Here is a 20386-nt window from a genome sequence, read left to right as displayed (position 1 = left end):
GCGTACGGCGAAAGCGTGTGGTCCTGGCGCCCGTAACGGCGTCAAGTCTTTCGGGAGCCAACGCTTCCGAGGGGCGACGGTGGCAATAGAGGCCGTCTCACCGGGGAGAGCACGTCATAAGCCGTAAAGCCATTGCGCAGGGAATGTCGGATGCTCTCCGCTGCCCTGTATGCTCGTGTGCACCATCTTGTTGCACAATCGCACACGAGACCGCGGGTGCAGCGCGCATCCGGCATTCCCTGCGCCCTCTGAATTGAAGAGGGTAAGGAATTTCTGGCAAAGCTCGGGCGTAATGCGCCGCGAGAATGCGGACGTGCATCTAGGATGACATGCGGCCACACACTCACTGTCGTCCCGGGCTTGGCCTCAGATGCGCAATTGCGCATCGGGGGACCCATACGCCGCGGCCCTTGTTGTTGAAGAAGGTATCTGACGCCAGCGTTCTCACCGATGGGCCGCGGCGTATGGGTCCCGGCTCAAGGCCGGGACGACGCGAGGCGGAGAGCGAGCACGCTACCCCTCAGCTCCGGAACTGACACGCCCCACGGCCGTTATCTCCCGCCGCCCGTCCGCGTCAATTTCGCCCTATTTTCAAGGCGAAGTGTTCACCCAAACCCCGCATCATCAGCTAAAATAGCCCTTCCGCGCCGCCGATTCATGAGGACCGCCATGAGCTTCCGCCGCGATTTCATCACCAAGCCGATCTTCTCCTGGGCCCACGGCGTGTTGCCGTCGATGTCCGACACCGAGCGCGAGGCGCTGGAGGCCGGTGACGTCTGGTGGGACGCCGACCTCTTCACGGGCAATCCCGACTGGTCGAAACTGCTTGGCTACGCGCCGGCGACGCTGACGGCGGAAGAAGAAGCCTTCCTCCATGGTCCGGTCGACGAGCTCTGCGCCATGCTCGACGACTGGAAGATCAATTGGGAATGGCGCGACCTGCCGCCGGAGGCGTGGGCCTTCATCAAGCGCCACAAATTCTTCGGCATGATCATTCCCAAAGAGTATGGCGGCCTCGGCTTCTCGCCTTACGCGCATTCCGAGGTGGTGCGAAAACTCTCGTCGCGCTCGCTGACCGCCGCCGTCACCGTGATGGTGCCGAACTCGCTCGGGCCCGGTGAACTCTTGATGCGCTTCGGCACAAAAGAGCAACAGCAGCAATGGCTGCCGCGCCTGGCCGATGGCCGCGACATTCCCTGCTTCGGGCTGACCAGTCCGGAAGCCGGCTCCGACGCCGCCTCGATGATCGACACCGGTATTATCTGCAAGGGTCAGTTCGAAGACCGCGAAGTGCTGGGGCTGCGCCTTAACTGGCACAAGCGCTACATCACGCTCGGCCCCGTCGCGACGCTGCTCGGCCTCGCCTTCAAGGCCTACGACCCCGATCATCTGGTGGGTTCGCAGGAAGAGCTCGGCATCACGGTGGCGCTGATCCCGACGCATCTTCCCGGCGTCGAAATCGGCAAGCGCCATCTGCCGGCGATGCAGGTGTTCCAGAACGGCCCGAACTGGGGCCGCGATGTCTTTATCCCGATGGATTACATCATCGGTGGCCAGGAACGTCTCGGCCAGGGCTGGAAAATGCTGATGACCGCGCTCGCCGCCGGCCGCGGCATCTCGCTGCCGTCGCTGTCGGCCGCGGGCGCGGCCTATGCCGCGCGCACCTCTGGCGCCTATGCCCGCATCCGCGAGCAGTTCGGCATCTCCATCTCAAAATTCGAAGGCATCGAGGAGCCGCTGGCGCGCATTGCCGGCACGGCCTATTTGCTCGACGCCGCGCGGCGGCTGACCTGTGCGGCGCTCAACCAGGGCCGTCATCCCGCGGTCATTTCCGGCATCATGAAGCTGCACGCCACCGAGCGGATGCGGATTGCGATCGACGACGCCATGGACATCCATGGCGGCAAGGCGGTCATCGACGGCCCGCAGAACTATCTCGGAAACCTCTATCGCTCGGTGCCGGTCGGCATCACCGTCGAAGGCGCCAACATCCTGACCCGCAATCTGATCGTGTTCGGGCAGGGCGCGATCCGCGCCCATCCCTATCTGCTCGACGAGATGAACGCGCTCGGTGAAGCCGATCGTGCCAGGGGGCTGGATGCTTTCGACAAGGCGTTCTGGAGCCATGTCGGGCATAGTTTCAAGACCATGTTCCGCGCCTGGGGCCGCAGCTGGAGCTTTGGCATGTTCGCGCCGGCGCCAGACGCTGGTGATGCAACCAAATTCTATCGCCAGCTCTCGCGCTACTCCTCGGCCTTCGCGCTCTGCGCCGACATGGCACTGTTGACCTTGGGCGGTGCGCTCAAACGCAAGGAAATGCTCTCGGCCCGGTTCGGCGATATCCTCTCCGAACTCTATCTGCTTTCGGCCGCGCTGAAACGCTGGCAGGACGAAGGCCGCCAGCAAGCCGATTTCGCCGCACTGGAATGGTGCATGGCGAGCGGCTTCAAGACGATCGAGAACCGCTTTGCCGAGATCCTCAATAATCTGCCCAATCGCTTCGTCGCAATCATCCTGAAATTCCTGATCCAGCCGTTCGGGGCGCGGGTGGTCGGGCCATCAGACCGGGTCGTCCATCTCTGCGCGCAGCTGGTGCTGTCGCCATCGGCGGCGCGCGACCGGTTGACGGCTGATTTGTCGCATGTCGACGACGACCGCGGCGTTTTCAGGCTGGAGAAGGCGTTCCTGCTCGTCACGGCTGCAGATGACATTTCAAAGAAAATGCACGCCGCGCGGCTGCACGACTGGAAAGAAGCGGTGCAGAAGGGCGTCATCACCCAGTCCGAGGGCGAAAAGCTCGCCGCTGCCCATGAAGCTGTCGCAAAAGTGATCGAGGTTGACGATTTTGCGCCGGAAGCGCTGTCGCCGATTTACAGGAAAGCCGCCGACGTGCATCAATTCTTCCAGGAATTGGGTGAGCAGAGGGCGGCGAGCTGATGGCGCGACCGGTTTTTATTGTCGACGGCAGCCGGACGCCGTTCCTGAAAGCGCGTTCCGGCCCCGGGCCCTTCACCCCGGTCGATCTCGCCGTGCAATGCGGCCGGCCGCTATTGGCCCGGCAGCCCTTTGCGCCCACCGCCTTCGATCAGGTGATCTTGGGCTGCGTCAACGTCGTTGCCGACGAGATGAACCCGGCGCGGGTCGCAGCGCTCCGGCTCGGCATGGGCGAAAAAATGGTCGCCTTCACCGTGCAGATCAATTGCGGCTCCGGCATGCAGTCGATCGACACCGGCTACCGCTACATCCGCGAGGGCGTCTCCGACCTGATCCTGGCCGGTGGCGCCGAGGCGCTGAGCCACGCGCCGCTGGTCTGGCCGCAGCAGGGCGTGCGCTGGTTCGCCGGCCTTGCCGGTGCCCGGGGTGTCGGCGCAAAGATCATGGCCGCGCTCAAGGTGCGGCCGTCCTACTTCAAACCGATCATCGGCCTCGAACGCGGGCTGACGGATCCCATCACCGACCTCAACATGGGCCAGACCGCCGAGGTGGTCGGGCATCTCTTCGGCATCACCCGCGCGCAGTCCGATGCCTATGCCGCCGAGAGCCACAAGCGGCTCGCCAATGCCCAGAGCCAAGGCTGGCTGAAGGGCGAGGTCGAAACCGCTTTTGCCCGCGACGGCAAATTCTATGACCATGACGATGGCGTGCGGCCGGACTCCACGGCCGAGACATTGGCAAAACTGAAGCCGGTGTTCGAACGGCCCTGGGGCAAGGTCACCGCCGGAAATTCCTCGCAGATCACCGACGGTGCGTCATGGGTGATCCTCGCTTCCGAGAAAGCCGTTGCCAAGCACGGCCTGACGCCGAAGGCCGTCATCCTCGACAGCCAATGGTCGGCGCTCGATCCCTCGATCATGGGTCTCGGGCCGGTGCTGTCGGCAACTGAACTGTTGAAGCGCAACGAGTTGACGCTCGGCGATATCGAGACCTGGGAATTGAACGAGGCCTTTGCGACGCAGGTACTGGGCTGTCTCGCAGCCTGGAACGACGAAAAGTTCTGCAAGGAGATTTTGGGCCTCGACGGTGCGGCCGGTGCCATCGACCAGACCAGAATGAATGTCGATGGCGGCGCGATCAGCCTCGGCCATCCCGTCGGCTGCAGTGGCAACCGCATCGTGCTGCATCTCGTCAACGCCATGAAGCGGTTGGGCACACGGCGCGGCATCGCCACCGAATGTATCGGCGGCGGGCAGGGCGGCGCGATGCTGATAGAGACGGTGTGATCATGGAATCAAGGATCATGGACGTTCTCGGCGATCGCGTGCTCGAACTCGGGCCGAAGCCCGACGCGGGCGGACCGTACAAGAATTTCAAGCTGACCCGCGATTCCGATGGGATCGCCTGGCTGCTGTTCGACCGCGAAGGCGCCAGCGCCAATACGCTGTCGGCGGATCTGATCGAAGAACTCGGCAAGGTGCTCGGCGAACTCGAAAGCGCACGGCCCGCGGGCCTCGTGATCCGTTCCGCGAAGGAATCCGGCTTCATCGCCGGCGCTGATGTCAACGCGTTTCGTGGTGCGAGCGATGTGCTGTCCGTCGAGACCGAAATCGGCCGGGCACATGCTGTCATCGACCGGCTCGAAGCGCTGCGGATCCCCACGGTCGCCGTGATCCACGGCTTCTGTCTTGGCGGTGGGCTTGAGGTTGCTCTGGCCTGCCAGATGCGGATCGCGATCGATGATGCGCGCTTCGGCTTTCCCGAGGTGATGCTCGGTCTGCATCCCGGTCTCGGCGGCACCGTGCGCTTCACGCAACTGGTCAATCCGATGCAGTCGATGCCGTTGATGCTGACCGGAAAGACCATCGACGCGCGCAAGGCCAAATCGCTGGGTCTGGTCGACGCGGTGACGCAGGAGCGGCACGTCCGCAGCGCGGTGAAGGATGCCGTGTTCGGGCGGCTGAAGCGCGCCGCACCTGGCCTGCTCACCTCGGTCCTGAACTGGGAGCCGGTGCGCAAACTCCTCGCCTCGCGGATGCGCGGCGAGGCGGCCAAGGCGGCGCCGCAGGAACATTATCCCGCGCCCTATGCGCTGATCGATCTCTGGGAAAGTTATGGCGGTGACAGGTACGGCATGCTGCGGGCCGAACAGGCGTCGTTCGCCAAATTGATGGTGACGCCAACGGCGCAGAACCTGATCCGGGTGTTCTTCCTGCGCGAGCAGATGAAGAAGCTCGCCGGCAGCGGCAACAAGATCAACCACGTTCATGTCATCGGCGCGGGCGCGATGGGCGGCGATATCGCGGCCTGGTGTGCAGGTCAGGATATGCGGGTGACGCTGGCCGACATGAAGCCCGAGCCGATCGCCGGCGCGATCAAGCGCGCGTCTGACTTGTTCGGCAAGATCCTGCGCAAGCGCACCAGCGTGCGCGATGCGCTGGATCGATTGATACCCGACATGGGCGGCGAGGGTGTCCGCAGCGCCGATCTCATCATCGAGGCGGTGCCGGAAAAGCTCGCTCTGAAGCAGAAGGTCTATGCCGGGCTCGAGCCCATCATGAAGCCCGGCGCGATCCTCGCCACCAACACGTCGAGTATTCCCCTGCAGGATTTGCGCACCAGTCTGCAAAAGCCCGAGCGGCTGCTCGGCCTGCATTTCTTCAATCCGGTGTCGCGGCTGCAGCTGATCGAAGTGGTCAGTCATGACGGCACGGATGCGCAACTGTTGAAGGAGGCGCTGGCGTTCGTCGGCGCCATCGACCGCCTGCCGCTGCCGGTCAAGTCTTCGCCGGGCTTCCTCGTCAACCGCGCGCTGACGCCCTACATGCTCGAAGCCATGGTGATGCTCGACGAGAAGATCGACAAATCGGTCATCGACGCCGCGGCCAAAAAATTCGGCATGCCGATGGGCCCGATCGAACTCGCCGACCAGGTCGGCCTCGATATCTGCCTCGATGTCGGCGACATGCTGCGCTCGAAATTCGGCGACGCCCTGCCGCCGACGCCGGCATGGCTGCGCGAAAAGGTCGCCAAGGGCGAACTCGGCCGCAAGTCCGGCAAGGGATTTTATGTCTGGAAGGACGGCAAGGCGGACACGTCTTCGTCCGCGCCATCCACGACGGAGCCATCGGCCGAAATGATCGATCGGTTGATGCTGCCGATGTCGAATGTCTGCGTCGCGTGCCTGCACGAAGGCATCGTCGACAATGCCGATGTGGTCGACGGCGCTGTCATCTTCGGCACTGGTTATGCGCCGTTCCGTGGCGGCCCGCTGAATTATGCCCGTACTCGCGGCGTGGATAATGTGGTCGCGACCCTGCGCGCGCTCACCGAAAAATTCGGCGGCAGATTCACGCCCGATGCCGGCTGGGAGAATTTCAAGTGAACGAGACGCATGCTCCCCTGAGCACCGAAACCGAGCCGCGCGGCGATCTTTGCATCCGTACCTTGGCGATGCCCGCGGATACCAACGCCAATGGCGACATCTTTGGCGGCTGGCTGCTCAGCCAGATGGATATTGGCGGCGGCGTGTTTGCTTCCAAGATCGCGAAGTCCCGCACCGTCACGGTCGCGATCGATGCGATGAATTTTCGCAAGGCCGTCTATGTCGGCGACCTCGTCTCGGTGCACGCCAATCTGGTCCGGATCGGCCGGACCTCGATCACGGTCCATCTCGAGGCGTGGTCGCTTCGCCGCGAAGACAGGCTGTCGATCCTGGTGACCGACGGCAATTTTACCTACGTCTCGATCGACGAGCAGGGCCACCCTCAAGCCATCAAGCGTGAGGGGGCTCCAATCTCGACTTGAGTCTTATGGGCAGGGACGCTCGTAGCCGTCACGGCCGATGAACGTGCCGCGGCGCGGATCATAGCTCCGCGAGCGCATGCAGCGCGGCGTGTCGTCGTAAACCCGGGCCGGCGGCGGCGCGACGTATTGCGCTTCCATGCCGCAATAACGCGGCGAAACGGCCACCCAGCCGCCGGGTTGCTCCACATAGCAGCCGTTGTTGTAATAGCGGTAACCGCCCGGGCGGGGCTCGCCCTGGGATGCAATCGCAGCTCCTGTGCCGGCGCCGATGATGGCGCCTGCCGCCGCGCCGCCGCGTCCACCGAGGGCGCCGCCGACGACACCGCCAAGCACGCCGCCGACGATCGCGCCGCCGATCGCATCCTGCGCGGCGGCCTGCTGGACCGGTGCGCAAATCGCGAGGGCCAGAAGCGTCGTAACCGCCAATTTCGATACCATGTCCGTTCTCCGGCCTGTTTGTCGCAAATCACTGGATTCGCGGGGAACACTGGCGGCGACTTTGCCGCAGGTCAAGCCCGCGGAGGGGCCGTTTGTCCCACGAATCCGTATTGAACCGGCCTTGCCGGGCGCTGATTCGCCAGACAATCGTCGATGACGTTTCCGTGCAGGCGCGGCTGTCCGGTCTGAGGAACATTTCGGCAGACGCTCCGTTAGTTGCGCGGAATGCCATCGAGGCTGGATAATATGTCGGATACCTACATTATCGAAGTCGGTTCGCAGACCGCCGGGATCGTCGTGCGTGGCCCCGGCGGCTATCGTTTCTTTGCGGCCTCTCATCGTTTCGACCAGCTGGAAGGCCAGCTGTTCCGCAACGCGCGCGAAGCCGAGCGCGCGGCGAGACGTCTTGCCGCCGGCGTTCTGACGCTGGCCGCGTGAAGCGGCCGTCCCTGCGATATTCAGAAGCGCCGAAAGGCCGGCGGCGTAGATTCGGCATTTCCGGTCCGTATTAATACCGGCCAGGTTCACCGCCTGATGGACAGCGCAGCGCGTTGGAACTGCGCTGATTTCCGACGATTTTAAGCTCACCCTTTACCAAGGTTTTTTACGCGCAATTTCCTTCCCCCCGCTAGCCTTGCCGACCAATCGGTATGGCGCCCTGATGAACATTCGCAGGTATTTTCGACGGTGGTTTTACATCGGCAGCGCCGCCACACCGGCGGGCGGTGCGTTGCTCATCGAGCAGTTCCGCATTCTGACGAGCCAAATTCCCGTCCTCTACGGCGTGCTGATTGTCGAGAGCGTCAGCGTCTCCTACGTCTTGCCGGCCTCGCTGCCGCTCTGGTTCCGCTTCGGTGTACCGGGGGCGCTGCTGCTGATCAGCGTGATCAGGATGATCTACTGGATCAAGCTCCGGAAGGTGGTGCCGACAGCCGAACAGGCGCTGAAGCATCTGTTCAAGACCCGCATCCTGGCGTCCGCGCTCAACGCCGTCTTCGCGGTCTGGACCCTGGTGCTGTTCGACAGCGTCGAGGCGGACTCGCGCGCGCCGTTGGCGCTGCTGGTTTTCCTGGGTTCGGTCGGAAGCGCCTACTGCCTCGGAAGTTTCCCGAGTGCCGCCCGGCTCACGCTGCTGATTTCGGCGGTTCCGATCTCGCTGCGGTTACTGATCTCGGGTGAAGCACTGCACGTCTGCATCGGCATCAATCTTTGCATGCTGGTGGTGCTGTTGATCCGGATGATCAACACCAACTACTCCGATCTGGTGAATCTCGTCGCTTCGCGCGCGGACCTCGCCGTCGAAGGCGAGCGGGCGCGAAGCGCCGAGGTGGCTGCCCTTACGGAACAAGCCAATGCGCGCGAGATCGCCGACCGTTTCGATTCGGCGCTCAACAACATGTCGCAGGGACTTTGCTTCTTCGACGGTGCGCAGCGGCTCATTGTGTGCAACCGCCGCTACGTCGACATGTACGATTTGCCGCCGGACAGCGTCAAACCTGGTATCTCGCTCAGAGAGATCGTCCAGCTGCGTTACGAGGCGGGAAGCCATCCCGCGATGACCGTGGACGAATACCTCGCCTGGCGCGATCAGCTTGCCGTCAGCGCGGAGCAGCACGACTCGGTTGTTGAACTGGCCAATGGCCGCGTTGTCCGGATTTACCACCGGCCGATGCCGGATCGCGGCTGGGTGGCCACGCACGAAGACATCACCGATCTGAGGCGTCGCGAAGCCTCGTTCCGCCTGTTGTTCGAAGAGAATCCGCTCCCGATGTGGGTGGCCGACGTCAATACGCTCGAGCTTCTGGCCGTCAATGCCGCGACCTGCCGGCACTACGGCTACTCTCGCGAGCAGATGCTGTCGATGAACGTGGAGAATCTGCGTGTTCCGGAGGACATCAGGAAGGTTCGCGACGAATTCCGGCAGCATCAGGGCATGCAGACGGCGCACGATACCCGCCGACACGTCACGGCCGATGGAAGAATAATCGAGGTGGCGATCGAGGCGCGCCCGCTGCGCTACAACGGCCGCGATGCCTGCGTTGCGGTGGCGTTCGACATGACCGATCGCAAGCGCGCGGAACAGCGGATCCTGCATCTGGCCTGGCATGACGCGCTGACGGATCTGCCGAACCGCGCCGCGCTGGATGGTCATTTTTCGAAGGTGCTCGACGCGGCCCGGGAACGCAGCGGAAGCTTCGCGGTCCTTTGCATCGATTTCGACCGCTTCAAGCAGATCAACGACCTGTTCGGGCATTCGATGGGCGACGCGGCGTTGCGCGAAGCTTCGCGGCGTCTGCAGATGGCGTCACAGGGCGCCTTCCTGGCGCGGATCGGCGGCGACGAATTCATCGCGATCACCGAACAGGACCCGCTGCCATCGAGTGCGGAGCTGCTCGCCGACCGGCTGCGCGGCGCGCTGGACCAGGATATCGAAATCGACGGCCATTCCTTCGAGCTTGATCTCAGCATCGGGATCGCGGTCTATCCTCGCGACGGCCATGACGCGCGGTCGTTGTTCGCCAACGCCGATGCGGCGCTGTATCGTGCCAAGCACGAAGGCCGCGGGGCGATACGGTTCTTCACCGCCACGATGGATCAGCAGTTGCGCGACCGCCGGGCGCTGGAACACGATCTGAAATCGGCCGTCGCAAACGGCGAGCTCTATCTGGAATATCAGCCGCAGCGGCATGCCGGGGGCGAGATCATCGGATTTGAGGCGCTGGTGCGCTGGATGCATCCGCAACGCGGCATCGTTCCGCCCGCGGAGTTCATCCCGATCGCCGAGGAAACCGATCTGATCGTCGAGATCGGGGAGTGGGTCTTGCGGGAGGCATGCCGCGAAGCCGCGTGCTGGAAGGCGCCGCTGCAGGTCGCCGTCAACGTCTCGGCGATTCAATTCCGCCGCGGCAATCTGCAGCAATTGGTAGGCGATGTTCTGCGCGAAACCGGCATCTCGCCGGCGCGTCTCGAACTCGAAATTACCGAGGGCGTGCTGATCGAGAACGTTGCACGTGCGACGCTGATGCTGAAAGGCCTCAAGAGGCTGGGCGTCAGCATTGCATTGGACGATTTCGGAACCGGATATTCCTCGCTGTCCTATCTGCAAAGCTTCCCGCTCGACCGGATCAAGATCGATCGGTCCTTTATCGCCAGTCTTGGCCGCACCGATCGATCGCTGGCGATCGTTCGCGCCGTCATTGGTCTCGCGCACGGGCTCGGACTTCCGGTGCTGGCGGAAGGTGTCGAGACCAATGATCAGCTCAGGACGCTGATATCAGAGGGATGCGATGAAATGCAGGGCTATCTGATCGGCCGTCCGCGCCGGATCGAAGTTTATGCCAATCTGCTGGGCCGCAGCGATGCAGCCGGCCACATGCGCACCGCGACATAACTCAAAGGCGTCTCGCGGACCGCGCGAGCGCCGGAGCCGCGTTCAGCTCTGACCGATCAGCCGCTTGCAAAATGCAGCGCTATCGCTGATCGCATCGCGGCCTTTCCAGACCAGGCCGGACAACATTCCATTGCCGTGCGCACCGCGCAGTTGCAGGATGTGGCCGACTTCATCGGGAAACCGGCTCACTTCGGTCTCCACATCGGCCACGATCGCGCTCCTGATGTCGCGCAGCCGCGCGCCCCATTCGGAGGCAGCGAGTTCGCGGATGGCGGCCTGCACCGCTGCTTCTGTCTTGTCGATGTCGGCCAGGATGTCGCGCGCGTCGACGACACGGTTTTTCTTCAGGGCAACGCGCAAGGCGATGCGTTTGTCGTCGATCTGGTCCAGCACCATCGAGACGGATATCGCATAGGGCGTGGCAGCAACATCAACGGCGCGCCGGCTGCGCGCGGGTTTGGTGGCAAGACGGAGCAACTCGCGGGGCGTCTTGAGACGTCCAGCAACCAGCGCCAGCGCAAAGGGTACCGCGCCGGGATCCTTTTTCCGGAATGCATCCAGCAGCGCCGTGACCTTGTCGACCTGCGCGTCGTTGATTTTCAGGATCTTTTCCGGCAAGGCTTTGCTGAACCCTGCCAGCGCCTCGCGTGCGCGCAGCGCGCCCATGATCTTGACGAGGTCGCTATAGACCGACGGCGAAGCCGTGTAGGCCGCAAGCTTCTTGCGTGCCCGCTCCGCGCCATCCGCCGAAGCCAGATTTCCCTCCAGCGATTTTGCGACCTTGGTCTGGAAGATCGATGCCGCCTGTTGCGCGTCGCGCGGCCGGTTGGAAGCGATAAACCCCTTCATCTGGCCTTCGTAGTCGCGGGCCATGATCGGCAGCAGATCGCGGTTGATCCATTCCCAGATCGGAACAAGTGAAGTCCGCGCAATCCGGCCCGTATTGGCATGCTCCGGCGCACCCGCGACGACCAGCGGCTCCAGCGGCGCGAAGAAATATTTCGACGGCGTTGGGGTCTCGTTCGGTCCGTCCGGGCGCAGTTCGGCCCGCAGCCTGGCCTGCAGGTCCGCGGTGCCCGGCATGTCGACGCCGCACGCCTCCAGCCGCTCCAGCTCGGTGAGCAGGCAGCTGCGCGTCAGCGGGCTCAACCGCTGGAGGAATTCCCAGATTCGATCGACCCGCATTGCAGCGATTTTCCGATATCTGGCCCGTTTCCCGGGCCTAGCGACGGCAATGCAATCACAAAACCGTTAAGAACGGCAAAATCGCACCGGTAAAATGCGGCTGGCGCAATGCCAATGGGCTTATCATGCCTCTCGAACGCCGCCTTTTTAACAGATGGTTAACCATGATGTCAGGCGCATCCGGTTTCGGCCGCGTTGACCGGAACCACAAACCACCGCACCATAAGAAACTTCTTCCTTGAGGCGCCACCCGTGGCCGGACTGTCCAACCGCCAGACTGAAATTCTCAACATCGCCCGCGCCTTCGGCCGGGTGATGGTGGAGGATCTCGCCAAGCGTTTCGAGGTTTCGGCGCAGACCATCCGCAAGGACCTCAACGATCTCTGCGACCAGCGCTCGCTGACGCGGATCCATGGCGGCGCCATCATCGCCTCCGGCGTCGAGAACCTCGCCTATGAAGCGCGGCGCTTCGTCGCCGCCGAGGAGAAGCGGGCGATCGGCATTGCCGCCGCCTCGCGAATTCCGAACGGCTGCTCGCTGTTCATCAATATCGGCACCACGACGGAAGAGGTCGCCAGCGCACTGACCTCGCATGAGGACCTGCTCGTCATCACCAACAACCTCAACGTCGCGATGCTGCTGTATCGCCATCCGCGCATCGAGGTGATCGTGGCGGGCGGGGCGGTGCGCCGCGCCGATGGCGCGGTGATCGGTTCGACCGCGATCAGCCTGATCGGCCAGTTCAAGGTCGACTACGCCATCATCGGCGCCTCCGCGATCGACGAAGAGGGCGCGCTCCTGGATTTCGACTACCGCGAAGTGCAGGCCGCGCAGGCGATCATCGCGAACGCGCGCAGCGTGATGCTGGTCGCCGACTCGACCAAGCTCAGGCGCAGCGCGCCGGTGCGCATCGCCCATCTCAGCCAGATCCAGACCTTCGTGACCGACGCCGCGCTTCCCGCCGGTCTCGCCAACATCTGCCACACCCGCGGCATCGAGGTGGTCGAGGCGATGGACAAGCCGGCGCCTGATATCGATGAGCCGGTGGCGGAGACGGCTTCGACTGTCACGCGGCTGCGCTAGACGCGGAAAGTACTGACCTTCACTTCGTTCCAGCATGAAATGGCATCGTCCGGGGCCTTTTCATGAGAATTCTGACCTGGAATAGAAAATCTAATCCAGCAGTGCAGAAAAAATGGTTTGTGCTGGACGAACCTGCCGGTGCACGAGGTTCTCTCGGGAAAAAGGAGAACCGAATGCAAATCCGACGCATCAATTCCGAAGCGGCCCTCGTGCCAACGACTGGTTATAGCCAGGCGCTTGAGGTGGCCGGTCACACAAGGATGCTTTTTGTGAGCGGCCAGATTCCAGTCGGGGCCGACGGTGCCGTGCCCGAGGGCTTTGAAGCGCAGTGCAGGCTCGCCTGGAGCAACGTCGAAGCGCAGCTCAAGGCCGCCGGCATGACGCTGGACAATCTGGTCATGCACCGGACCTATCTCGCGGATCGGCGCTACACCATGCTCAATCGCGCGGTGCGAAGCGAGGTGCTTGGCAGCCGGGAAACCGCGCTGACCGTCGTCATCGCCGGAATCTTCGACGAGGCGTGGCTGCTTGAGATCGAGGCCGTCGCCGCGGGTTAGGCGATCATCGCGAAGGTGCGTGGCGTCCAATTTTCGGCGCCGCGCGCCGATGCGCATCGATCGCGTTACGCTTTACCTCAAATCCGATGACCGTTCGCGAGCTGGATGATGCGGTCAGCCAATTGGAACTGGTTCGTTATCTCGTATTTCTCCGATGGCGGGGTCCAAACTTCTCCATTCCAGCATTGATGAAGTAGCTTGGCGACAACGAGCTTGTTCAACGGACGCTCCGAAAAGTGCGCAGCCTGAATGGATTCAGGGATCGTCTGCCACGCAAGCGTTGCTTCTGCATCAAGCTTCGCTTGTTCGGTCTCGGCGAAAGAAACAAAGTTCTCATCCCACACATAGGCCGCACGCATCGCGGGACCGATGAGCTCTGACCAACGAAATTCATTGCCGATTCTTTCAGCGTATCCTGATCGCGCCAGCACGGACATGGATGCCAGGAGGTATGCCGGCGGCGAGAACGGCGCATGCCGGTCGGAGAGATAATCGTAGTGGCAAAACACCTGCAGGAAGGCGACCAGCAAGTCGAACAGCCGGCCGTCACCTTGAGGGACGCTGCTTGACAGGAGTTTCGGCATGTCGTTCGCGTCAATGGTCAAGGCGTGAAGGCAATACCAGGTTTCGCCGGGCATATCGGCGCGAGGGACCGGCTCCAGCAGGCCGAACTTCGTCAGCACCTCTGTCGTCGCCTCGAAGGCTGACATTGCATCGTGGTAGAATGCAGCGCCTTTGGCGCCGGGCTGCTGAGGTCCGTGAGGTTGAGCGGTCACTCGCCGCGCGAGGGCCGCGGCCAATTCTCCGCTAAGCCGCCCGTCTGAACTGCCGAATTTCGTAACGTCCGCCATCGACATCAAATCATGTCAGGCATTCGCTCACGAACTCTTAGCGGGCGCATGGCGTTTTCAAGCGAAGTGGATCCCGGTTCGCGCGAAGAAAACGCATCCAAGCAAAAGCGGTGGCCCGGTGATGTACCCCCAACTCCATACATCCCGACCGATGCAAATTCCCACTTCCGGTTCCGCTTTCACTTTCCGTTTTCATCTTGCTTTCGTTTTTCTTTGTGATTAACTCCGATCCGAAAGTTAAATCGCCGAAGTGAAGAGGCGATCGCCGGGGAAGCGTCTGTTGGATCGGATTTTCGACCTCGCCATCATCGGAGGCGGCATCAACGGCTGCGGCATCGCGCGCGATGCGGTAGGCCGGGGCAATTCCGTTTTCCTTTGTGAAATGAATGACTTGGCGAGCGGGACGTCATCCTGGTCGACCAAGCTGGTGCATGGCGGGCTGCGCTACCTTGAATATTACGAGTTTCGTCTGGTGCGCGAGGCGCTGATCGAACGCGAAATCCTCTGGCAGATCGCGCCCCACATCATCCGCCCGCTGCGTTTCGTTTTGCCGCACCATTCGGGGTTGCGGCCGGCATGGCTGCTGAGGCTAGGGTTGTTCCTGTACGACCACATCGGCGGCCGTCATCTGCTGCCGCCGACACGTTCGGTCGATCTCGCGCATGACGAGGTCGGAAAACCCTTGATCGCCAACCGCTACACCAAAGGTTTTGAATACTCCGACTGCTTTGTCGATGACGCGCGCCTGGTCGTGCTCACGGCGCGGGACGCGGCCGATCGCGGCGCCGAGATCCACACGCGCGCGCGGGCGGTCGAGATCAGGCAGGTCGACGGCGTCTGGCACGTCACCGTCGAGAATACGCAAAGCGGCACCCGCACCACGATCCAGGCGCGCGCGCTGGTCAATGCCGGCGGGCCCTGGGTCGAACAGGTGCTGTCGTCGGGATCGGGCGTCAATGCGCGCGCAAAGGTTCGCCTGGTGCAGGGCTCGCATATCGTGGTGCGCAAGCTCTACGACCACGACCGCGCCTACATTTTCCAGAATGCTGACGGCCGCATCATCTTCGTCATTCCCTATCAGGATGATTTCACGCTGATCGGCACCACCGATCGCGATTACGACGGCGACCCGGCCAAGGTGAAAGCCTCCACCGAAGAGATCGGCTATCTCTGCGCGTCCGCCAGCGAATACCTCGCCAAACCGGTCAAGCCGGAGGACGTGGTCTGGACTTATTCGGGCGTGCGCCCGCTGTATGACGACGGCGCCAGCGAAGCAAAAGCTGCGACGCGAGATTATGTGTTCGAGCTCGATACGCCCGGCGGCGCGCCGCTGCTGTCGATCTATGGCGGCAAGATCACGACTTATCGGCGGCTGGCCGAAGAAGCGCTGGAACGGCTGGCGCCCTACTTGCGCAGTTCAAAGAAGGAAGGCTGGACCGGCAAGGCCGCGTTGCCCGGCGGCGACATGGATGTTTCCGCAATCGCGGCGCTGACCGCGGAACTGACGCGCGACTATCCGTTCCTCGTTCCCGCACATGCGAAGCGGTTGGCGCATGCCTATGGCACCCGCGCCAGCAAGGTGCTCGGCAACGCGAAATCGGCGGCCGATCTCGGCCAGTCCTTTGGCGCGACCTTGACGGAGAGCGAAGTCAGGTACCTGATGTCGGCCGAATGGGCCTGCACCGCCGAAGACGTCGCGTGGCGCCGCTCGAAGCTCGGATTGCGGCTGTCAGCGGGCGAAATCGCCGTCCTCGACGAATGGATGGCCGCCCATCGCGCGTCCGGTGAACGACCCCTGCGTGAAGCGGGAGGACGGACATGAGCGTCACGCTCGAACACGTCACGCGAACCGTCGACGGCATCGCGACCATCCGCGATGTGTCGCTGACGCTTGAGCGCGGCACGCTGAGCGTACTGCTCGGACCGACGCTTTCCGGCAAGACCTCGATCATGCGGCTGCTCGCCGGGCTCGACAAGCCGGGATCAGGCCGCGTGCTGGTTGACGGAAAGGACGTTACAGGATTCGACGTGCGCAAGCGTTCGGTCGCGATGGTCTATCAGCAGTTCATCAATTATCCCTCGCTGACGGTCTATGAGAATATCGCCTCGCCGTTGCGGGTGCAGGGCAAGCCGCGCGCGGAAATCGAGAAGCGCGTGCAGGAGGCGTCGCGCCTGCTCAAGCTCGATCCGTATCTGCACCGCACGCCATTGCAACTGTCCGGCGGCCAGCAGCAGCGCACTGCGATTGCACGCGCGCTGGTCAAGGGCGCCGATCTGGTGCTGCTCGACGAGCCGCTCGCCAATCTCGATTACAAGCTGCGCGAGGAGTTGCGCACCGAACTGCCGCGCATCTTCGAGGCGTCGGGCGCGATCTTCGTCTATGCGACCACCGAGCCTTCCGAAGCCCTGCTGCTCGGCGGCCGAACCGTCTGCATGTGGGAAGGCCAGGTCCTGCAGGCCGGCGATACGGCGAAGGTCTACCGGCATCCCGATACGCTGCGCGTGGCGCAGGTGTTTTCCGATCCGCCGCTCAATATTGTCGGCATCGAAAAGAAGAACGGCACGGTGCAATATGCCGGCGGCATCCAGGCGCCGGCCAGCGGGCTCTATGCCTCGCTTGCCGACGGGCCCTATCGCGTCGGCTTCCGCGCCCATCAGCTTGAAGTCGCCAATGGCATCGCCGGCCGCCACGCGTTTCAGGCCACCGTCACCGTGACCGAAATCACCGGTTCGGAAAGCTTCGTGCATCTCAACCGCGACGCGTCGAACTGGGTCGCGGTGCTGCAGGGCATCCATGAGTTCGAGCCGGGCCACGTGCTCGACGCCGTGCTCGACCCTGACAATCTTTTCGTGTTCGACGCGGCTGACCGTCTGGTCGCCGCGCCTAACCAGCCCATAGCGTTTTCAAGCGAAGTGCATAGCGGTTCGCGTGAAGAAAACGCGTCCAAAAACAAGCACGCGTGAGGGAGATGCCGCATGGCCCGCATTGACCTCGTCGATCTCGCACATTCCTACGGCGGCAATGACGCCGCGCCCGAATCCTTTGCGCTGAAGCCGGTGACGATGACCTGGCGGCAGGGCGGCGCCTATGCGCTGCTCGGGCCGTCCGGCTGCGGCAAGACCACGCTGCTCAACCTGATTTCCGGGATCGTGACCCCGTCGCGCGGCCAGATACTGTTCGACGGCGCCGATATCACACCGCTGTCAACCCAGAAGCGCAATATCGCGCAGGTGTTCCAGTTTCCGGTGATCTACGACACCATGACGGTCGGGCAGAACCTCGCATTCCCCTTGAAGAACCGCGGCGTCCCGAAAGCCGAAATCGACGCGCGCGTGAAGCAGATCGCCAATTTGCTCGACCTCACGCCGCATCTCGACCGCAAGGCAACGCGGCTGACCGCGGACGCCAAGCAGAAGATCTCGCTCGGCCGCGGCCTGGTGCGATCAGACGTCGCCGCGATCCTGTTCGACGAGCCGCTGACGGTGATTGATCCCGAATTGAAGTGGCAGTTGCGCTCCAAACTCAAGGCGCTGCATCGCGACCTCGATCTCACGATGATCTACGTCACCCATGACCAGACCGAGGCGCTGACCTTTGCTGACACTGTGGTCGTGATGCATGACGGCAGGGTGGTGCAGAGCGGCACGCCGGCCGAACTGTTCGACAAGCCCGCGCATACGTTCGTCGGTTACTTCATCGGCTCGCCCGGCATGAACATCGTGCCGGCCGAGGTGACGGGCCGCGAGGCCCGGATCAGCGGCCATCCGATCGCGTTGAACCGCAGCTATGATTCGCTGCCGCCGGGCGCGAAGATCGAAGTCGGCGTGCGTCCGGAATTCGTCGACGTCGCCGCGCCCGCGCCGGGATTGCTGTCCGCCAATATCGAGCGCATCGACGATCTCGGCCGCGTCCGCTTCGCGCGCGTGCGGATCGGCGACGCCAAGTTCGCTGCGCGCGTGCCGCCGGGGTTTTCAGTCTCCGGCGAAACCGCCGGGCTGGTTTTCAATCCGTCGCATGTTCACGTCTATGCCGACAGCCGTCTGGTCGAGGGGACAGCCTGATGGACAAGACGATCAACCAAAAAGCCTGGTTCCTGGTGCTGCCGGTGTTTCTGGTGGTCGCGTTCTCCGCGATCCTGCCGCTGATGACGGTGGTGAACTATTCGATGCAGGACACCTTCGGCAACAACCAGTTCTTCTGGAACGGCGTCGGCTGGTTCAAGGAATTGCTCGACCCGTCGACCGATCTCGGTGGACGGTTCCTGGCGTCGCTCGGCCGCAACCTGCTGTTCTCGGCCATCATTCTCGCGATCGAGGTGCCGCTCGGGATCGTGGTCGCGCTGTCGATGCCGCGCGACGGCTGGAGCGTCGCCGCCTGCCTGGTGATCCTGGCGCTGCCGCTTTTGATTCCGTGGAACGTGGTCGGCACCATCTGGCAGATCTTCGGACGGCCCGACATCGGCCTGCTCGGCTACACGCTGAACAGTCTGGGCATCAACTACAACTACGTCTCCAACGAGTTCGACGCCTGGGCAACCGTCATCGTAATGGATGTCTGGCACTGGACCAGCCTGGTCGCGCTGTTGTGCTACGCCGGACTGAAGTCGATCCCCGACGCCTATTACCAGGCGGCGCAGATCGACGGCGCCTCGCGCTGGGCGGTGTTCACGGCGATCCAGTTGCCGAAGATGAATCGCGTGCTGCTGATCGCGGTGCTGCTTCGCTTCATGGACAGTTTCATGATCTACACCGAGCCGTTCGTGGTGACCGGCGGCGGTCCCGGCAACTCGACCACCTTCGTCTCGATCGAACTGGTCAAGATCGCGCTCGGCCAATTCGACCTCGGCAAGGCCGCCGCACTCTCGCTGGTCTACAACCTCATCATCCTGATCGTGTGCTGGGTGTTCTATACCGTGATGACAAACGCCGGGGCCGAGCGCCCGGTCAAACAGGGAGCTGAATGATGCATTCGATTCCCGGACGCCGCATCATCCTCGTCAGCTTCCTGATCTTCCTGCTGTTGCCGATCTACTGGCTCGTCAACATGAGCTTCAAGACCAATGCCGAAATCGTCTCCACCATGACGCTGTGGCCGCACCAGCCGACGCTGGAAAACTACAAGCGCATCTTCACCGACGAGAGCTGGTATTCCGGCTACATCAACTCGCTGACCTATGTCCTGATCAACACTGTGATCTCGATTGCCGTGGCGTTGCCGGCGGCCTACGGCTTTTCGCGCTACCGTTTTCTCGGCGACAAGCATCTGTTCTTCTGGCTGCTGTCGAACCGCATGGCGCCGGCGGCGGTCTATGCGCTGCCGTTCTTCAATCTCTATTCGGCGATCAATTTGTTCGATACGCCGTGGGCGGTGGCGCTGGCGCATTGCATCTTCAACGTCCCGCTCGCGGTCTGGATCCTCGAAGGTTTTGTCTCGGGCGTGCCACGCGAGATCGATGAGACGGCGTTCCTCGACGGTTATTCGTTCCCGCGGTTCTTCATCAAGATCCTGGTGCCCTTGATCGCAAGCGGCATCGGCGTCGCGGCGTTCTTCTGCTTCATGTTCTCCTGGGTCGAACTGCTGTTGGCGCGCACGCTGACGTCGGTGAACGCAAAACCGATCTCGGCGATCATGACCCGAACGGTCTCGGCCGCCGGCATGGATTGGGGCCTGTTGGCGGCGGCCGGTGTGCTCACCATCATCCCCGGTGCGCTGGTGATCTGGTTCGTCCGCAACTACATCGCGCGCGGTTTTGCGCTCGGCCGAGTGTAGGGGGCATTCATGGAACACATTGCATGGATGGCCTGGACGCTTCCGACCGCGATCTTCTTCGTGATGCTGTCGCTGACGCTGGGTGTCATGACCTGGCTTGCGGCGGCGTATCCCGAGGCCGAGCGCGTCGGCGTGTTGCGGATTCCGACCACGCGCGGCGACCGGTTGTTCATCTCGCTGGTGCTCGCTGCCGTCATCCACCTGTTGTGGATCGCCTTTGTCGGCATCGATGCAATCGCGACGCTGCCGATCGGAGAGGGCGTTGAAATATCGAGCCTGTGGCTCGCTACCGTGATTTCGCTTGTTTCGGCCGTGGTGGTTTTCCGCACCGTCTGATGAAGCGAAAAAAGACAGATCCGGGATCAACCCG

Annotated in this window: 17 protein-coding genes; 14 read left to right on the top strand and 3 right to left on the bottom strand. The window is 62.9% G+C overall.

All coding sequences use genetic code 11. From position 1 onward, the window contains the following. Positions 1–669 precede the first annotated feature (669 nt). The 4 genes from JQ600_RS26965 to JQ600_RS26950 all read left to right on the top strand — a co-directional run bounded on the left by JQ600_RS26965 (position 670) and on the right by JQ600_RS26950 (position 6741). Positions 670–2937, top strand: a complete 2268-nt coding sequence (locus JQ600_RS26965; RefSeq protein WP_212387503.1) for an acyl-CoA dehydrogenase — start codon at positions 670–672, stop codon at positions 2935–2937. Then, positions 2937–4220 (top strand): acetyl-CoA C-acetyltransferase, encoded by a 1284-nt coding sequence (locus JQ600_RS26960; RefSeq protein ID WP_212262625.1) that lies wholly within the window; start codon positions 2937–2939, stop codon positions 4218–4220. Before JQ600_RS26965 ends, JQ600_RS26960 begins: the two co-directional genes overlap by 1 nt. 2 nt (positions 4221–4222) lie before the next feature. After that, positions 4223–6319, top strand: a complete 2097-nt coding sequence (locus tag JQ600_RS26955; RefSeq protein WP_212387506.1) for a 3-hydroxyacyl-CoA dehydrogenase NAD-binding domain-containing protein — start codon at positions 4223–4225, stop codon at positions 6317–6319. A gap of 68 nt (positions 6320–6387) precedes the next feature. Then, positions 6388–6741 (top strand): acyl-CoA thioesterase, encoded by a 354-nt coding sequence (locus JQ600_RS26950; protein ID WP_249136113.1) that lies wholly within the window; start codon positions 6388–6390, stop codon positions 6739–6741. A gap of 3 nt (positions 6742–6744) precedes the next feature. On the opposite strand, the gene JQ600_RS26945 is transcribed toward JQ600_RS26950, so the two are convergent. Next, complete coding sequence (locus JQ600_RS26945; RefSeq protein WP_212262618.1) at positions 6745–7179, bottom strand: BA14K family protein; 435 nt, start codon at positions 7177–7179, stop codon at positions 6745–6747. A 246-nt stretch (positions 7180–7425) separates the two neighbouring features. On the opposite strand from JQ600_RS26945, the gene JQ600_RS26940 reads away from it, so the two are divergent. Both JQ600_RS26940 and JQ600_RS26935 read left to right on the top strand, forming a co-directional pair. Beyond that, positions 7426–7617: a hypothetical protein gene (locus JQ600_RS26940; protein WP_212387510.1), complete on the top strand. Its 192-nt coding sequence runs from the start codon at positions 7426–7428 to the stop codon at positions 7615–7617. A gap of 223 nt (positions 7618–7840) precedes the next feature. Continuing rightward, positions 7841–10570: a bifunctional diguanylate cyclase/phosphodiesterase gene (locus JQ600_RS26935; RefSeq protein WP_212387512.1), complete on the top strand. Its 2730-nt coding sequence runs from the start codon at positions 7841–7843 to the stop codon at positions 10568–10570. A gap of 42 nt (positions 10571–10612) precedes the next feature. On the opposite strand, the gene JQ600_RS26930 is transcribed toward JQ600_RS26935, so the two are convergent. Next, positions 10613–11755, bottom strand: a complete 1143-nt coding sequence (locus JQ600_RS26930) for a hypothetical protein (RefSeq protein ID WP_212387514.1) — start codon at positions 11753–11755, stop codon at positions 10613–10615. Between the two features lie 252 nt (positions 11756–12007). On the opposite strand from JQ600_RS26930, the gene JQ600_RS26925 reads away from it, so the two are divergent. Both JQ600_RS26925 and JQ600_RS26920 read left to right on the top strand, forming a co-directional pair. Further along, positions 12008–12838 carry a DeoR/GlpR family DNA-binding transcription regulator gene (locus JQ600_RS26925; protein WP_212033172.1) on the top strand — a complete coding sequence of 277 codons (831 nt, stop codon included), beginning with the start codon at positions 12008–12010 and terminating at the stop codon, positions 12836–12838. A 62-nt stretch (positions 12839–12900) separates the two neighbouring features. After that, entirely contained in the window at positions 12901–13395 is a 495-nt protein-coding gene (locus JQ600_RS26920) for a RidA family protein (RefSeq protein ID WP_312010939.1), read from the top strand. Positions 13396–13472: 77 nt separating this feature from the next. Here JQ600_RS26920 and JQ600_RS26915 read toward each other — a convergent pair whose 3' ends face one another. Then, a complete protein-coding gene (locus JQ600_RS26915; RefSeq protein WP_212387516.1) occupies positions 13473–14246 on the bottom strand; it encodes a hypothetical protein in 774 nt (257 codons plus the stop codon). Between the two features lie 280 nt (positions 14247–14526). Here JQ600_RS26915 and glpD point away from each other — a divergent pair, with 280 nt between their 5' ends. The 6 genes from glpD to JQ600_RS26885 are packed head-to-tail and all read left to right on the top strand — an operon-like array spanning position 14527 to position 20352. Next, a complete protein-coding gene (gene glpD, locus JQ600_RS26910; RefSeq protein WP_212387518.1) occupies positions 14527–16068 on the top strand; it encodes a glycerol-3-phosphate dehydrogenase in 1542 nt (513 codons plus the stop codon). Then, entirely contained in the window at positions 16065–17210 is a 1146-nt protein-coding gene (locus JQ600_RS26905; protein ID WP_212387520.1) for an ABC transporter ATP-binding protein, read from the top strand. The genes glpD and JQ600_RS26905 overlap by 4 nt, the downstream gene beginning before the upstream one ends. Positions 17211–17222: 12 nt before the next feature. Continuing rightward, positions 17223–18308, top strand: a complete 1086-nt coding sequence (locus JQ600_RS26900; RefSeq protein WP_212262608.1) for an ABC transporter ATP-binding protein — start codon at positions 17223–17225, stop codon at positions 18306–18308. Beyond that, complete coding sequence (locus JQ600_RS26895) at positions 18308–19210, top strand: carbohydrate ABC transporter permease (RefSeq protein ID WP_192738501.1); 903 nt, start codon at positions 18308–18310, stop codon at positions 19208–19210. The genes JQ600_RS26900 and JQ600_RS26895 overlap by 1 nt, the downstream gene beginning before the upstream one ends. Continuing rightward, positions 19210–20016 carry a carbohydrate ABC transporter permease gene (locus JQ600_RS26890; RefSeq protein ID WP_212262606.1) on the top strand — a complete coding sequence of 269 codons (807 nt, stop codon included), beginning with the start codon at positions 19210–19212 and terminating at the stop codon, positions 20014–20016. The genes JQ600_RS26895 and JQ600_RS26890 overlap by 1 nt, the downstream gene beginning before the upstream one ends. A gap of 9 nt (positions 20017–20025) precedes the next feature. Further along, on the top strand, positions 20026–20352 hold the full coding sequence (locus JQ600_RS26885; protein WP_192738503.1) for a DUF2160 domain-containing protein: 327 nt from the start codon (positions 20026–20028) through the stop codon (positions 20350–20352). The last annotated feature ends 34 nt before the right edge of the window (positions 20353–20386 follow it).

Origin of the sequence: Bradyrhizobium sp. AUGA SZCCT0176 (genome assembly GCF_018130145.1) — a bacterium.
Lineage (GTDB): Bacteria > Pseudomonadota > Alphaproteobacteria > Rhizobiales > Xanthobacteraceae > Bradyrhizobium.
Note: the sequence above shows the minus strand (reverse complement) of the source record. Positions and strands in the feature narration are given on the sequence as shown.

Bases quoted from the DNA above. Each gene is read 5' to 3' on its own strand.
- JQ600_RS26895 (WP_192738501.1), top strand. From the start codon at position 18,308: ATGGACAAGACGATCAACCAAAAAGCCTGGTTCCTGGTGCTGCCGGTG.
- JQ600_RS26920 (WP_312010939.1), top strand. From the start codon at position 12,901: ATGAGAATTCTGACCTGGAATAGAAAATCTAATCCAGCAGTGCAGAAA.
- JQ600_RS26905 (WP_212387520.1), top strand. From the start codon at position 16,065: ATGAGCGTCACGCTCGAACACGTCACGCGAACCGTCGACGGCATCGCG.
- JQ600_RS26885 (WP_192738503.1), top strand. From the start codon at position 20,026: ATGGAACACATTGCATGGATGGCCTGGACGCTTCCGACCGCGATCTTC.
- JQ600_RS26890 (WP_212262606.1), top strand. From the start codon at position 19,210: ATGCATTCGATTCCCGGACGCCGCATCATCCTCGTCAGCTTCCTGATC.
- JQ600_RS26930 (WP_212387514.1), bottom strand. From the start codon at position 11,755: ATGCGGGTCGATCGAATCTGGGAATTCCTCCAGCGGTTGAGCCCGCTG.
- JQ600_RS26915 (WP_212387516.1), bottom strand. From the start codon at position 14,246: ATGGCGGACGTTACGAAATTCGGCAGTTCAGACGGGCGGCTTAGCGGA.
- JQ600_RS26960 (WP_212262625.1), top strand. From the start codon at position 2,937: ATGGCGCGACCGGTTTTTATTGTCGACGGCAGCCGGACGCCGTTCCTG.
- JQ600_RS26900 (WP_212262608.1), top strand. From the start codon at position 17,223: ATGGCCCGCATTGACCTCGTCGATCTCGCACATTCCTACGGCGGCAAT.
- JQ600_RS26945 (WP_212262618.1), bottom strand. From the start codon at position 7,179: ATGGTATCGAAATTGGCGGTTACGACGCTTCTGGCCCTCGCGATTTGC.
- JQ600_RS26955 (WP_212387506.1), top strand. From the start codon at position 4,223: ATGGAATCAAGGATCATGGACGTTCTCGGCGATCGCGTGCTCGAACTC.
- JQ600_RS26950 (WP_249136113.1), top strand. From the start codon at position 6,388: ATGCCCGCGGATACCAACGCCAATGGCGACATCTTTGGCGGCTGGCTG.
- JQ600_RS26965 (WP_212387503.1), top strand. From the start codon at position 670: ATGAGCTTCCGCCGCGATTTCATCACCAAGCCGATCTTCTCCTGGGCC.
- JQ600_RS26940 (WP_212387510.1), top strand. From the start codon at position 7,426: ATGTCGGATACCTACATTATCGAAGTCGGTTCGCAGACCGCCGGGATC.
- JQ600_RS26935 (WP_212387512.1), top strand. From the start codon at position 7,841: ATGAACATTCGCAGGTATTTTCGACGGTGGTTTTACATCGGCAGCGCC.